The organism is Aquimarina gracilis, assembly GCF_035285365.1.
Classification (GTDB): Bacteria; Bacteroidota; Bacteroidia; order Flavobacteriales; family Flavobacteriaceae; genus Aquimarina; species Aquimarina gracilis.
Genome location: NZ_JAYKLX010000001.1, coordinates 537011 through 553302, shown reverse-complemented (window position 1 = coordinate 553302; position 16292 = coordinate 537011). Strand labels below are relative to the sequence as shown.

9 protein-coding genes are annotated in these 16292 nt (G+C 31.7%); 5 read left to right on the top strand and 4 right to left on the bottom strand.

Annotated elements, in window-relative coordinates; genetic code table 11:
• Nucleotides 1-259: 259 nt before the first annotated feature.
• The 4 genes from U6A24_RS02270 to U6A24_RS02255 are packed head-to-tail and all read left to right on the top strand — an operon-like array spanning nucleotide 260 to nucleotide 8844.
• On the top strand, nucleotides 260-1330 hold the full coding sequence (locus tag U6A24_RS02270) for an efflux RND transporter periplasmic adaptor subunit (protein ID WP_324178313.1): 1071 nt from the start codon (nucleotides 260-262) through the stop codon (nucleotides 1328-1330).
• Complete coding sequence (locus U6A24_RS02265) at nucleotides 1323-4436, top strand: efflux RND transporter permease subunit (RefSeq protein WP_324178312.1); 3114 nt, start codon at nucleotides 1323-1325, stop codon at nucleotides 4434-4436. The genes U6A24_RS02270 and U6A24_RS02265 overlap by 8 nt, the downstream gene beginning before the upstream one ends.
• Nucleotides 4429-7377, top strand: coding sequence for an efflux RND transporter permease subunit (locus U6A24_RS02260; protein WP_324178311.1), 2949 nt, complete (start codon nucleotides 4429-4431; stop codon nucleotides 7375-7377). The genes U6A24_RS02265 and U6A24_RS02260 overlap by 8 nt, the downstream gene beginning before the upstream one ends.
• 3 nt (nucleotides 7378-7380) lie before the next feature.
• Nucleotides 7381-8844 (top strand): TolC family protein, encoded by a 1464-nt coding sequence (locus U6A24_RS02255; protein WP_324178310.1) that lies wholly within the window; start codon nucleotides 7381-7383, stop codon nucleotides 8842-8844.
• 188 nt (nucleotides 8845-9032) lie between these two features.
• Here the strand turns inward: U6A24_RS02255 and U6A24_RS02250 are convergent, their stop codons facing one another.
• The 4 genes from U6A24_RS02250 to aspS all read right to left on the bottom strand — a co-directional run bounded on the left by U6A24_RS02250 (nucleotide 9033) and on the right by aspS (nucleotide 13242).
• Entirely contained in the window at nucleotides 9033-9230 is a 198-nt protein-coding gene (locus tag U6A24_RS02250; protein WP_248330371.1) for a cold-shock protein, read from the bottom strand.
• Between the two features lie 86 nt (nucleotides 9231-9316).
• Nucleotides 9317-9574 carry a hypothetical protein gene (locus U6A24_RS02245; RefSeq protein ID WP_324178309.1) on the bottom strand — a complete coding sequence of 86 codons (258 nt, stop codon included), beginning with the start codon at nucleotides 9572-9574 and terminating at the stop codon, nucleotides 9317-9319.
• Nucleotides 9575-9641: 67 nt separating this feature from the next.
• Nucleotides 9642-11429: a chloride channel protein gene (locus U6A24_RS02240; protein ID WP_324178308.1), complete on the bottom strand. Its 1788-nt coding sequence runs from the start codon at nucleotides 11427-11429 to the stop codon at nucleotides 9642-9644.
• 64 nt (nucleotides 11430-11493) lie between these two features.
• A complete protein-coding gene (gene aspS, locus U6A24_RS02235; RefSeq protein WP_324178307.1) occupies nucleotides 11494-13242 on the bottom strand; it encodes an aspartate--tRNA ligase in 1749 nt (582 codons plus the stop codon).
• 311 nt (nucleotides 13243-13553) lie between these two features.
• Between aspS and U6A24_RS02230 the strand changes: the two genes are divergently transcribed.
• Nucleotides 13554-16289 carry a TonB-dependent receptor gene (locus U6A24_RS02230; RefSeq protein WP_324178306.1) on the top strand — a complete coding sequence of 912 codons (2736 nt, stop codon included), beginning with the start codon at nucleotides 13554-13556 and terminating at the stop codon, nucleotides 16287-16289.
• The last annotated feature ends 3 nt before the right edge of the window (nucleotides 16290-16292 follow it).

The following is a 16292-nucleotide window of genomic DNA, read 5'->3' as shown; positions in this document are numbered from 1 at the left end:
TTGTTAGTCTTAAGTTTACAATTCTGAAACAATCAAAATCTCGCTTTAGCAGACAAAAATTGATGTGCTGAAGACTTCTGTCAGTGGTAAGTATAATGATGATGTGTTATATCCAATCATTACTTCAAACCTTCTAGAAGTTTTTCTGATGGCAGTACAACATACATAGTTAATTTGGTAACTATTTTTTAGACAAATTAAAATGCTATTATATCAATAAAGAAATGTATGATAGCATTTTTTTACATTTATTTTCGTTATGATTAAATCCAAATGTATTGTTTTATTAATTTTTTTACTCTCAATTTCTTGCAAACGGAACAAGGGTTCTGGAGGTACTGATAATCTTGAAGCGAAAGAAGAAATATTAAAAGTTGAATACAATAAAGTAAAAACAAAAAAGGTACTCTACAAAGATTTTAACTTAGGTCTTAAAACTAGAGGTAAAGTCTTTGCTCAAAAGAAAGTGGGTTTAAAATTTAAACTGGATGAAAAAATATCTAAGATTTATGTTAGTAATGGTAAAAAAGTTTCTAACAGTCAAATAATAGCTCTGCAAGAAAATACTACTTATAAAAATAAAGTTATCAAAGCAAAAGAGCAATTAGAAAGAGCCAAAATCGATGTAGAAGATATCCTAATTGGCTTTAATTATGCTTTAAGAGATTCTTCTAATATTCCAAAACCTATCTTGGAAATGGCAAAGAACAGAAGTAATTACAATACAGCTATTTCTAATTTAAACGAAGCGAACATAGAGTTTGCATCAACAATATTAAAATCACCAATTAACGGCATTGTAGCTAATTTAGAGACTAAAACTCACAGTTATCCGGATAATACCGAGCCATTTTGTATTATTATTGATAATTCTGTTTTAGAGGTAGAGTTTAGCATAATAGAAGATGATTATGTTTTCTTAAGTAAAGGACAACCTATTGAAATCTCAACGTTATTAGACGAAGAAGTGTTTAAAGGAGTTATCACTGAAATTAATCCTATGGTCGATGAAAATGGTATGATTAAGGCTAAAGGAGTTATAAAAGATGTGCCTAGTTATATTATTGATGGGATGAATGTAAATATCATCATTAAGAAGGTAATTCCAAATAAATTATATGTGCCTAAAGAAAGTGTAGTTTTAAGAGATAATAAAAAAGTAGTTTTCACCTATAAAGAAGGGAAAGCAATATGGAATTATGTAGAAACGTCCTTAGAAAATTACGAATTTGTTGTCGTTGAAAAAGGTTTAAAAAAGGATGATGAGGTTATTTACTCTGGTAATGTAAATTTGGCACATTACTCTAACGTTGTTAAACAGAATGAATGAATGGCGTCAAAATTTTCTACGACTCTCTTCTTTTTCTAAAATAATATTATTCACTGTTTTAGGATTAATAGGGATTACGTTTATTTCTTTTCTGTCTATTAGATTACAACCTCAACAAAACATTCCTGTAATATCTATCGATTATTCATGGGTTAATCAAAATCCTAGAATAATAGAAAGTGAAGTGACCACTAAAATTGAGCGATCCATATCCAAAATGGATAATCTAATTAATGTTAGTTCAGTTACTTCAAAAGGACAAGGGAGTATTCGCTTAGAATTTTCAAAAGACACAGATTTAGACAAGGCATCACTTTATATATCTTCTATTGTTCGACAAATATATCCTTCTTTTCCCGAAGGAGTATCTTTTCCTAATATTAGTAAGCACGGAATAAATAAAACGGATAAAGAAGTGTTAATGTCTTTAGCTATAAGTGGCGATCTCTCTAAGAAAGCGTTAAAGACTTATACGGAAAACATTATTACTCCCCAATTAGTAAAAATTAAGGGAATAACTGAAGTAGAACTGTTTGGCGCACCCAAATATAGCTATGTAATTACATGCAGAAATTCTAAAATTGAAAAATTTAACCTTAATATAGACAATGTTAAATCGCTTATAGTCAATTTTTTAAAGAGATATAATTTAGGAGTAATCCAACATAAAGGTATAAATACTAATATTCAAGTAGATTTTGGTCAAAAGAACAATGACATTTATGACATATTAAATATCCCTATTATTACTAAAAAAAACGAAAGCATACTATTGAAAAATATCATTACTATAAGTGAAAAAGAAGATAAACTTCAGGGGTACAAAAGATACAATGGGTACGATGCGCTAACTATTTACATATCTACTGAAAAAAAGGAAAATCAATTGACGATTTCGAAAAAATTACGAAATAATATTGAAATTCTTAATGAAATATTGTTAAAAGATAATGTGCAAATAAGCATTCTCTATGATTCAACAATAAAACTAAAAAGCGAACTAAATAAGGTTTTATATAGAATTTCATTTTCACTCGGAATACTTCTTATTTTCGTTTTTTTTATCAATCGCAATTTCAAATATGTTTTTCTTGTTTTAACAACGTTAGTTTTAAATATTTTATTTGCTGTTATTTTTTATTATACATTCTCTATAGATATTCACTTGTATTCTTTAGCTGGATTAACAATATCTCTTGGAATTATAATAGACAATACAATTATAATGATAGACCATTTAATTAACAGTAAGAATAAAAAGGTATTTATCTCAATTTTGGCAGCAACCATAACTACTGTTGGCTCATTAATAATGGTTTTTTTTATAAAAAAAGAGTATCAGCTCTATCTTTTGGATTTTTCTTGGATTATCATTATTAACCTTATAACTTCATTATCAGTTACTTTCTTTTTAGTGCCTTCACTAATTGAGAAAGTAAGACTTAAAAAGAAGTCAATTAATTTTAGCAAAAAGCGTAAAATCTTTAAGCTAACAAATAGATACAAAAAAGTTGTTGAAATATTAGTAAGAAAACGCAAGCTAGTATTCATTTTTTTTATTTTTTTATTCGGCCTGCCCTTATTTTTATTGCCTGAAGAAATTCAGGAAGATACCAAACTTATTAATTCGTTAAACCTTATTTTGCAAAGTGATTTTTATAAAGAAAAGTTATTCCCAAATTTCAAACATTTAGGAGGTACATTATACACTTTTTTGAAGAGTACTGAAAAGAGCTCATTTATAAGTTCACCAAAAAGACTTTCAATAAAAATAAGAATTTTTAATCCTGAAGGAGGTACTATCAATCAATTAGATAAGGCTGTAAAATCTTTCGAGAAATCACTTTTCAGTTTTAAAGAAGTAGATTTTTTTCTAACCGAAGTTGAAGATGTTAATAATGGGTTTATCAAGGTTTTCCTTAAAGAAGAATATGAAAACACAGATGTACCATATACCCTGAAGAACAAGTTAGAAGCCATTGCTATACAAATTGGAGGTATGGATTGCTCAATTTTTGGTGTTGGTCAACCATTTAGTAATAGTGGAAACTTAGTATCAGATGCTACAATAAAGTTAAAAGGCTATAATCTAGATGATTTACTGCAATTTGCTTCGGAAATAAAAGATAAAATCTTATTAAAACATCCAAGAATTAGTAATGTCAAGATTAGCAGTGAAAAATCTTTTATTCTTAAAGAAAAGTATGAATATGTATTAAATATTAGAAAATCAGTAATAAATAATAATGAAATAATAAATAGTATAAAATGGAATTCAGGTAACGAAATATATATTCATTCCTTAAATAACCAAAAAGTGACCATAACAGGTAGCAATGACTACTTGTCAATATTCGATTTTAAAAAAAATACTATAACACATGATTCTACATCATTTTCTGTTGGACAAATTACAGATATTCAAAAGAAAAACGTTGTCAATAATGTTGTTAGAAAGAATAACAATTATGAAGTCTATTTGGACTATAGTTTTGCAGGGACTCATTTTCTTAACAATTCTGTTAATAAAGAACTCTTAAGAGAAATAAATATCCAATTACCAGTAGGATATGAAGCATTGCATCCAAATGAGGAATATTTTACAGAGAAGAGCGACTATCTTTTCCTGAAAATTACTCTAATTATTTTTTTAATCATTTATTTTATTTGCGCCATTTTATTTGAGTCGTTAACATTACCGTTGGCTATCATATTAACAATTCCTTTTTCATTTATAGGAGTATTTTTAACATTTAGCTTATTTGATATTCCTTTTGATCAAGGTGGACTGGCTTCTTTTATTATGCTAAGTGGAATTGTTGTAAATTCTTCTATTTATGTACTTAATGAGTATAAAAACATAAAAAGAAAAGGAGCATCAAATTTATCAAATTACATTAAGGCAATTAGTATAAAAATAACTCCAATTTCTCTAACCATAATTTCAACTATTCTAGGCCTACTTCCTTTTGTTATGATAGAAGGCAATGACTTTTTTTGGACTTCATTTGCATATGGAAATATAGGAGGGCTTATATTTTCTTTTATAGTAATTCTATTTTTTTTACCGGTTTGTTTAAAGCTAAATACCCAAAAGTTTGATTGAATTTTTAATTAAAAGACCAATAGCAGTTATCATGGCCTTTTTGGCTTTTGTTTTGATAGGTTTAGTCTCATTAAGAGTAATGCCTATAGCACTAATGCCAGAAATTGATATCCCTCATTTAAAAATTCAAATTAACGAACCTGATTATTCATCGTATGAATTAGAAAATTTAATTGTAAATCCAATAAGAAGACAGCTACTACAAGTACCTAGACTAGATAATTTAAAAAGCAAAACTTCTAATGGAAAAGCTATTATTGATTTAAATTTTGAATATGGGATAGATATAGATTATGCATTCATCGAAGTGAATGATAATTTGGATAAAGTGATGAGCTCTTTCCCAAAAGAAGTGAGTAGACCAACATTAATAAAGTCAAGTTCTCTTGACATACCATTGTTTTTTATCAATATTCCTTATCCAAAAAAAGAATCAAAAATTAGTTTTTCGAACTATATCAATAATACAGTCAAAAAAAGACTTGAACAAAATAAATCTATTTCATATGTTGATATCACAGGGTTAGTATTTCCGGAGATTGTTATTTCCCCGAATTTGCATGCATTGGAGAGGTTAAGTATTTCCATAAAGGATATTGAGAACACCATAGTTGAAAATAACTCACAACTTGGAAGTTTTAAAATAAAAGATGGTCATTATGTTTTGGATGTTCTATTTGAACCAACACTGAGAGATATAAAGAGTATTAAAAATCTTTATGTAAAAAGCGAAGATGGGAGATATCAGATAGGAAAATTAGCCAAAGTTTCTTTGAAACCAAGAGAGCGAAAAGGATATTTTTATAATAATCAAAAAGAAGCTTTATCTCTAGCAGTTTTCAGCAAAAAGAATATTAAAATTTATGAAACTAAAAATGAGGTTGTAAACTATTTAGAGCAATTAAAAAAGGATAAACCTGACCTTAGTTATTCCATAAGTGAAGATCAAACCGATCTTTTAAAGTTGTCTATCAATAATCTTGTTTACAGCATATTAAGCGGAACTATTCTAGCAATTTTTATCGTATTTGTGTTTATTAGAACGTATAAGCTTGCCTTAATTATAGGTATAGTTATACCAACAGCATTGATTATAAGCTTAGTATTCTTAAATATCTTGGACATTACTATTAATATTGTATCCCTATCTGGATTGATAGTTGGAATTGGGATGATGATTGATAATTCATTGATAGTTATTGATAATATCACACAATATAGAATTAAAGGAAACACCTTTTTAGAGTCTTGTTCTAAAGGAGTATATGAAATTATAAAACCTCTCTTATCCTCTCTTCTTACTACCTGTGCCGTTTTTATTCCTTTAATTTATCTCAGTGGTATTTCCGGAGTTTTATTTTATGATCAAGCTATTTCCATAATTGTAAGTTTAACAATATCTTACTTAATCTCAATAATTTTATTACCAACCCTTTATACACACTTGAAAATTAAAACTGATACCATTGTCTCCAACGCTATCAATAAAAATTATCTTAATTCTTTCGATTTCTTATTTAAAAGAAAGAATACTATTATTCTTTCAAGCATTATAATATTGGCTATAGGTATTTTTGTTGTTATCATAATAGACAAACAAAAACTACCTAATATTAGATACAGTAATTTTGATTTAATTGTTGACTGGAATGAGCCAATTAGTACTAAAGACAATCTAAAAAGAACTCTAGAGTTAGGAAAAGCGATAGAGAATCCAAATTCAAAATATATAGGAGAACAAGATTTTTTATCTCTTGTTAAAGGGTATTTAGCCTCTGAGGAATCTTCTTTATTTATTAAATTAAAGTCCTATGAAGAAAGTCAAAAAGTTAAGGAAAAAGTAGATTTGTTTCTAAATAACAACTACGACAAATCAATCTTCACAATAAGAAATTCCAAAAACTTATTTGAACAAATATTTCCAAAGGAAGAAGTAAATCTTCTCGCCAGAATACCTGTCAACTATGCATCCGATATAGATAATTTAATTAACGAATTAAATGTGAGATTCCCAAAAACGAAAATTACAACTCAACAAGAAGTTAGTCACATGAAAATAGAGATTGACATAAACAAATTGTCAGTTTATAGAGTTGACTTGGAAGCATTATTAATTAAACTACAATCAATTTTAGGTGCCAATAAAATCAGCATTTTAAAAACCACAAATGAGTATCTACCAATTGTTATTAGAAATGATGATGAAAATCAATTATCTAATATTAAAAACCTTTCTATTCATAATAGGGAGTCTGTCAAAATTCCTTTGAGAAGTCTAATATCCTTAAAAAATCGTAAACAAAGGGAAAATTTATATTCAAATATGGATGGCAATTATATTCCTTTGATAATAGATACAAAAAATGAAGAAGAGGTAATTTTATTTATGAAAAACAAAATAGGTGTTGACTTAGAATTTGAAGGAAAGTATTTTGAAAATAAAGATTTCATTAAACAGTTATCTATAGTTCTGATAATTGTTGTTTTACTATTGTATTTTATTCTAGCAGCACAATTTGAATCTCTTATTCAGCCTATTATAATCCTATCAGAAATACCTCTTACTTTAAGTGCGTCTATTATAGTTTTACAACTTATAGGGATTTCATTAAATATAATGTCAATGATAGGCTTAATAATAATTTTAGGTATAGTTATTAATGATTCAATATTAAAAATTGATGCAATAAATAAATCCAGATTTTTATCAAATATGTCTGTTATAGAAGCAATTCATAATGCAGGTAAAAAAAGATTAAATGCTATTCTTATGACCAGTTTAACAACCATATTCGCAATGGTGCCAATATTTTTTTCCTCTGGAATAGGATATGATCTGCAAAAACCATTTGCCTTTGTAGTAATTGTTTCAATGGTGATAGGAACAGTAGTAAGCATATATTATGTCCCAATAGTTTATTGGTTTTTTGGAAAAAAATAGAAAATGAATTATAAACAAATTATAATATTTTTTTTAACATCAATGACTTATGCGCAAGATAATACTCCAAGTATTAATTTGTCATTAGAAGATGCTATAAATTTAGCAAAAAAACAGTCAATAGATTTTCTATCTTCAAAAAACAATTCAGATATAGGCTACTGGGGGTATCAATCTTATAAATCAACTTTTTTTCCATCTATAAATATTAATGGAGTTTTACCAAATTATCAACGATCAATTAATAGGATAACAGCAGATGATGGAACTGATATTTTCATTAATCAAAATCAAGCTTTTTCCTCTCTTTCGTTGGAAGTATTACAAATAGTTCCTTTTACGGGAGGAGAGTTTAGTATTTCATCGTCATTAAACCGTATAGATGTTTTTTCATCACCAACGATTACCAACTATTCATCAACACCTTTATCTATACAATATTACCATGAATCGCTTTTTTACAATCCATATAAGTGGCAGAAAAAAATTCAACCTTTAATCTTTGAAGAGTTTAAGAGAGAATTCCAGGAACAGTTAGAAGGTATTTCTTTGAATACTACAATCTTATTTTTTGATTATCTTTTAACAAAAGTTAAATCTAAAAACGCTTTAACTAATAAAACAAGTCAAGATACCATTTATAAGATATCAAAAGGAAGATTTAATATCGGAAAATTATATGAAAATGATTTACTACAGTCTGAGCTAAGTTTATTAAATGCTGAAGAAGAACTAATTAAATCTAAAAATGAATTAAAATTAGCTAAACAGGCTTTCCTGAACCAGTTAGGGATAAAGGAGAATGTTAACTTATCATTAATCACACCAGAGGAACTCAACTTCATAAAAATAGACTCAGTCAAATTGTTTCAAAAGGCATTGGCAAATAGAAAACTATTAATTGAGCAAAATCGCAAAGTCCTTGAAGCAGGGCAAGAAATTGCTAAAATACGAAGCGATAATATAAAGTTAGGGGTAGCAGGAAATTTCGGTTTAAGTCAGCGAGATGAACTTTTAAGTCAGGCTTATTCAAATTTATTATCTCAACAGAATTTTTCTTTAACAGTATCTGTACCCATATTTACTTGGGGAAAAAGAAGAGCAGAAAAAAAAATAGCTGTAAGTAATCTTGAGCTTACAAAAAGTAAAAATGAACAAGAATTACTAAATGTTAAAAGAGAATTGAGTGTTAAATATTTAGAATGGAATCAATTAGAAATATCTTCCAAAATTTCAAAAAAAGCTTGGGAAATTGCGGCAAGAAGATATAACTCGGCAAAACGTAGATTTTCTATTGGTAAAGTTTCAATAACAGAGCTTAATATAGCCCAGAAAGAAAAAGATGATGCCTTATATAATTACTATCAAAGTTTGAGGGAATACTGGGAGTTATATTATGAGATTAGGAAATTAACTCTATACGATTTCATAGAAAATAAGAACATTTATGATATAAATAGTAATTAGTGATTATAATAGTACTGTAGCTAAAACTGCAATTCACTCTCTTTTTTATTTTAAGCTCTCCCTAATTAGAACTGTTCGTTTTTCTACTATTTCTATAGAAGCAAAACAAAACTTGAACTTATTGAATTTAATGAAAACTAAAAAAAGCGCTACAAGAGTAGCGCTTTTGAAACCTAGTATTGTATATCTTAACCGTGAATTACGCGCACATTTGCCGCTATAACTCCCTTTCGTCCTTCTTCTTCTTGATATTCTACTTTGTCACCTTCGTTCAAAGCATCTCCATCGATACCCGTGGCGTGAACGAAAATGTCCTTTCCTGTTTCGTCGTTGGTAATAAATCCGTAACCTTTTGATTCATTAAAAAATTTAACTGTTCCTTCCATTGTAATAAAAATAAAATAAATATTGAGTTCTAAAGTTAGGCCTAAATATTTTAGGAATCGTTATGAAAATGTGAATATTTTCAAATTTATCTTTTTCGGCGCTCCTTTTCTTTTTCGTATTCCCTCATTTTATTTAGGTTTTCTTCGGTTAGCATATAATCTTTTACTTTCTTGTTTTTCCATCTGTGATAAATAAACATTGGCATTAAAATAAAGGAAGCCGCAAGTATTCCCATACCAACAAATTTATCTCCCGTTATATGATCGCCTGTGTTTTTAAAATAATACCCAACGCATACAAGTATGACTATACTAATAAAAAGAAATCGAATTACATATTTCATGTGGCACTAATAATTGTAGAGGTTCATCCTATAGATGTAGTATCTCTCAGTCTAATTACATAAAAAATTATCTTGTAAAATTAATCAACTTTCTGCGATATGAAGTCAGAAGTTTTGATTTTGAAATAAATCCAACATATTTCCCATCTCTTACCACAGGAAGATTCCATACGCCAGTATCCTGAAACTTTTGCATTACGGTTTTGGCATTATCTTCTTCATACATAATTAAAGTAGAGGTTTGAGACATAAGAGTATCTACTTTTACTTTATGATACATAGTGATATCAAACATGATGTCTCTAATGTCATCCAAAGAAACCATTCCTATCAAATTATTTTGCTCATCGGTAACCGGAAACAAATTTCGATTTGATTTTGCTACAGCCTCACTCAAAAGTTGTTTAAGGGTGTAATTTGGTTTTACCGCTATAAAATTGGTTTCTATGCAATCCTCAAGATTCATCAATGTTAACACCGTTTGATCTTTATCGTGAGTTAATAGATGACCTTGCTCTGCAAGTTCGGTTGTATAGATATTGTGTTCCATCTTATTTTTAGAAATAAAGAAAGATATAGAAGTGGTGATCATCAACGGAACAAATAGCTCGTAACTCGAAGTGATTTCGGCAATTAAAAATATCGAGGTAAGAGGAGCATGTAATACCCCGGCAATAAGTCCGGCCATTCCTAGAAGTGTAAAATTAGATTCTGATACTTCGAGTCCCAATCCAAGATTATTAATGACTTTAGATACTACATTACCTAGGGCACTGCCCATAACCATTGTAGGAATAAATATTCCCCCGGATCCTCCGGCTGCAAATGTTGCGGTCATGGCCACAGCTTTAAAAATGGTAATTCCGGTTAATAAAGCGATAACTATCCAAATGTTTTCTGTAATGCTATCAAAGGGAGTTTGGCCAATTGCAGTGTAATGGTCACCGTGTAATAGATCGTTGATAAACCCTAGCCCTTCACCATAAAGTGGCGGAATAAAATATAGCATAATACCAATAGCGAGACCTCCGATAAGCAATCGATGAATCTTTTTTGAAAAACGATTAAAGAAGTGTGAAATCCCAAAGTACATTTTGGTAAAGTATATCGAAGCTATAGCCGTGCCCACCCCCAAAATGATATAAAAAGGAGTGTCATAAATGTCAAATTTTTCGATCACATCAAACCTGAACAAAACTTCATCACCAAGAAAAAAGTAGGAAGTAATTATGGCAGATACCGAGGCAAAAAGTAAAGGGAGTAGTGAAGCCAAAGTAAGGTCTAAGCTAAACACTTCGACAGCAAATACCAATCCTGCCAAAGGCGATTTAAAAACAGCAGATATAGCACCGGCCGCGGCACAACCAATAAGTAAAAAGCGGGTTTTACCACTTACTTTGAATAAAGTGCAGATATCCGAGCTTAACGTTGATCCTGATCCTATCGCAGGCCCCAAAAGCCCTACAGAACCCCCAAAACCTACTGTAATAGGAGCAAGGATTAAGGGTAAATAACCGTGAATAGGTTTTATGATACCATCTTTTTTGGATAAAGAATGTAAAATTAAGGGTATAGCAGACCTAACATCTTTTTTAATAATGAATTTTGTAAAAACATAAACGATTAATAAACCTATAACAGGAATGATGAAGTAAAAAGAAGTTTGCCACGAAAGAATATCACTTTCGAGCACCATTTGAATAAGGTGCGTAATATTTTTTAACAACAGCGATATAAGACCTGCAGTAAATCCAACAAAAACACTAAGTAAAAGGATGAAATTTTTGTTGGAGATATTGCGATACCTCCATTTTAAAATTTTGTATAGCAGTGATTTTTTAGAGGGGCTCGACATCTTTTTACATCTAAATATGATTAAAGGTAATAAAAAATCCCGCCAAAAGCGGGATTAGTTATAGCTACAAATCAAGTTTGATGTTTAATTCTTTTAGTTGCTCTTTATCAATAGTGGCTGGAGCATCGATCATTACATCCCGGCCGCTATTGTTTTTTGGAAAAGCAATAAAATCTCTTATGGTTTCCTGTCCGCCCAGTATAGCAACCAATCTGTCGAATCCAAAGGCAATTCCACCATGTGGTGGGGCACCATATTGAAAAGCATCCATTAAGAAACCAAATTGTGCTTTGGCCTCTTCAGGGGTAAATCCTAGGTGGTCGAACATTAATGCTTGTGTTTCTTTATCATGAATACGAATAGAGCCTCCTCCAATTTCATTTCCATTTAAGACAAGATCATATGCATTTGCTCTTACATCACCTGGTTTAGTGTCTAGTAAAGGAATATCTTCTGGTTTAGGTGAAGTAAACGGATGGTGCATGGCGTGATAGCGCTCTGTATCTTCATCCCATTCAAGTAATGGGAAGTCTACAACCCATAATGGAGCAAATTCTTCTGGATTTCTTAGTCCTAACCTTTCTGCCAACTCCATTCTTAGAGCACTTAATTGAGCTCTTACTTTGTTGGTTTGACCAGAAAGTACGCAAATCAAATCTCCAGGTTTTGCACCTGTAACCTCGGCCCATTTTGCCAAATCATCTTGATCGTAAAATTTATCCACAGAAGATTTATAGGTTCCGTCTTCATTACATTTTACGTATACCATTCCAAGAGCTCCTACTTGTGGTCTCTTAACCCAGTCGATGAGTTTGTCAATTTCTTTACGGGTGTAGGATGCTCCACCAGGAACGGCAATCCCAACAACCAACTCGGCCTCATTAAAAACTTTAAACTCTTTATGTTGGGTTACAGCATTTAGCTCTCCGAATTTCATCCCAAAACGAATATCTGGTTTGTCGTTACCATACATTTTCATGGCTTCGTCATAGGTCATTCTTGGGAAATCACCTATTTCTGCACCTTTAATTTCTTTAAGTAAATGGCGAGTAAGTCCTTCAAAAATGCTTAATATATCTTCTTGTTCAACAAACGCCATTTCACAGTCTATTTGTGTAAACTCTGGCTGTCTGTCTGCTCTTAAGTCTTCATCCCTAAAACATTTTACGATTTGGAAATACTTATCCATTCCTCCAACCATAAGTAATTGCTTGAAGGTTTGTGGGGATTGCGGTAACGCATAAAATTGTCCTTCATTCATTCTAGAAGGCACTACAAAATCTCGTGCCCCTTCGGGAGTAGATTTTATCAAATATGGTGTTTCAACTTCTATAAAGCCTTCTTCCGAAAGATAGTTCCGAACCTTCATGGCAACTTGATGACGAAACATCAAACTATTTTTTACTGGGTTTCTACGGATATCAAGATATCTGTATTTCATTCTAATATCTTCACCACCGTCGGTTTCATCTTCAATAGTAAAAGGAGGTACTATAGCTTCATTTAGCACTGTCAATTCTTTAACCAGAATCTCAATTTCTCCCGTAGGTATATTCGGATTTTTAGATTCACGCTCAATCACCGTTCCTTGTACTTGAATAACGAACTCTCTTCCCAGAGTTTTTGCTTTTTCAACAACATCTGCAGGGGTGCGCTCTTCATCAAATATTAATTGAGTAATGCCATAGCGATCTCTAAGATCTACCCAAATCATAAAACCTTTATCTCTTGTTTTCTGAACCCAACCGGCCAGTGTAACCTCGGTATTGATATTTGATGAGTTTAATTCTCCACAAGAATGACTTCTATACATAGTAGCTCGTATTAAGGCTGCAAAAATAAGAAGTTTATTGGATAAGTAATACTGTCTGAGTGGATAGTTTTTGGGTTAATTGTAATCGACAAATCACTTAATTGCTTTTAAGGTTTTGACTACCATAATACAGGGAGGCATTAAAAAAGAAAACGTAGAATAATGTAAAATATGGTTTTTATGCAAACTTTTAACGGTTTAAACTTAAACTTGATAAATATTGTGGTTTTTAAGTGCGAACACATGTTAGTTTTAACATTTTTTTATAAATATCTTTTAATAGCTTTAACCGAACATTTAAACAAATCATTATGAAAAAACAGGCTCATTTTAGCAAAATGAAGATTTTGCTATTCTTATTTTTTTTGCCAGCTTTAATGATTGCTCAAGAAACGGTTACCGGAAACGTATTGAGCAAATCATCTAACCAAGCGGTTCCATTTATTAATATAGTTGAAAAAGGAACATCCAACGGTACAACCACAGATATTGATGGTAATTTTTCGATGACCGTAAATTCATTTCCAACCACCTTGGTCTTTTCTTCAGTCGGTTTCAAAACAGTAGAGCAAGAAGTTTCTTCAAGTGCTGCAATAACCGTGTATATTGAAGAAGGCGCAGTTCTTGATGAGATTGTAATTGTTGGAAACAGGGCCAAACCAAGAACTGTAATAGAGTCTCCTGTAGCTATCGACAATATCACATCCGAAGAATTAACTATAAGTGCGCAACCAGAATTAGATAAGATGATTGCGTTTAGAGTACCTTCTTATAATTCTACACAACAGACTATCTCTGATGCAACTGCACATTTCGATCCATCTGAACTTAGAAACCTTGGGCCAAGTAGAACCTTGGTTCTTGTTAATGGTAAACGGAAAAACCAAAGTGCTTTGGTGTATGTTAATGAAACTCCGGGCCGTGGTGAGGTAGGGGTCGATATGAAGAGTATTCCTCCCGCAGCTATCGAAAGAGTCGAGGTGTTGAGAGACGGAGCTTCGGCTCAATATGGGTCTGATGCCATTGCAGGTGTAATAAACATTATTTTGAAAGAAGATGTAGAGAAATCTACTATAAATCTTGGTACAGGAGTTACCACAGAAGGTGATGGATTTACCTATAGCGGAAGTTTTAATACTACCATCAATCCAGACTTTGGAGGTTACATTAATTTTACCGCAGATTTTTATCATCAGGATTACACAAATCGGGCGGGAGAACCAGGAAATGATTTACTTTTTGGAAATGTATTTCAACCAGATCCAGATGCAGTAGCCAATGGTGATCTCACGCAAGAAGAGTTTGACGCACAACAGGCCTTGGCAAATAGCCTACTTGATGGGAGCAACCCATGGATTCAGGAAAATCCGGATTTGGGGATGATCGTGGGACAGCCCGAATATGATCGATTAGGGTTGGCAATTAATGCAGGGTTTCCTTATGCAAGTGATACAGCAGAATTTTATGCATTTGGAAGTTTTCAAAAAAGAGATGGAAAAAGTTTTGCACTTTATAGAGCTCCGTACTGGGTGCCAGATCCATTTAATTTATTGCATGAACCGGGAACCGAATATCAAGGTTTTCAACCTACTTTTGAGACCGACATTAGAGACAATTCATTTTCTGTGGGAAACCGATGGAAGATGTTTAAAGAATGGAATTTTGATATAAGTTATACCTTCGGAAGGAATGCGGTCGACTATGAGGTAAACAACTCTTTGAACCCGGATCTTGGAGCGAACAGTCCAACAAGCTTTAATCCTGGAGGATATAGCTTTAGTAATCATATTGGAAACTTGGATATCTCTAGAAATTTCGGAGATGTTAGTGTGTCGTTAGGTTCTGAAGTAAGACAAGAACGATTTGTTACCAAAGCAGGTGAATTGGCTTCTTATTTTGGTGGCGGAGCTCAATCTTTTCCTGGGTTAACACCAGAAAATGCATTGAATGAGACACGATCTAATTTTGGTGTTTATGGAGGGGTAGATTGGGACATCGATGAAGCTTTTCTAGTTAGTGGTGCGGTTAGGTATGAAGATTATAGTGATTTTGGAGAAAATTTTACCTGGAAAGTAGCGGCAAGATATCTTCTTAATAATAGTAGAGGTGCCATTAGAGCATCTGTGAATACGGCCTTCAGAGCACCTTCACTGCATCAGATCTATTTAAGTAACATTCAGACCTTACAGTTGGCAGATGGTTCTATAGGGCAACAGGGGACTTTTAATAATGCAGATCCTATTATTATTGATCCGGTAAATGGCCTTGGAGTTCCACAACTTGATGCCGAAGAATCTTTTAATATTGCGGGTGGGGTAACCTATAGATTTACACCAAACTTTTCTATTGCAGTAGATTATTATAACATAAAGGTAGAGGATAGGGTATTACTTACCAATCCCTTGGGATTTGATGATGATGATACTTCTATCAATGCAGTAGAACAAGTGCTTATCGATAATGCTATCGGTAATATTACATTTTTTGTAAATGCGGTCGACACTAAAACACAAGGGGTAGATTTAGTGGCTAATTATAGAGGAATTTCTTTGGGGAAGGGAACTCTTGATGTGAATGCTGCCTTTAACTGGAATGAAACCGATATTGATGGTACGATTACAGTTCCCGAAAAAATATTGAATGCCGGATATACCAATATTTTTAATAGAGAAGAACAATCACGAATTACAACAGCCAGACCAAATGTCAAAGGTGTACTGGGTTTAAGCTATGATATTGCAAAGTTTAATTTTGTATTAAATAACACTTATTTTGGTGAAGTAACCTGGAGAAGTTCGTCAGGTCCGGATTTTGATCAGACCTTCGCTGGAAAAGTTCTTACCGATCTAACCGTTTCTTATAGATTTGCAGATTGGGTAACAGGAAAGGTCACAGCAAACAATCTATTAGACGTATATCCTGACGAAATCGAAACTTTTGGAGATTTCGGAACTGATTTGGGAGGAAGGTTTAGATATCCTTGGGAGGTAAACCAATTTGGTTTTAATGGAACGTTCTTACAAGCAGGGCTTAATTTTACATTTTAAACC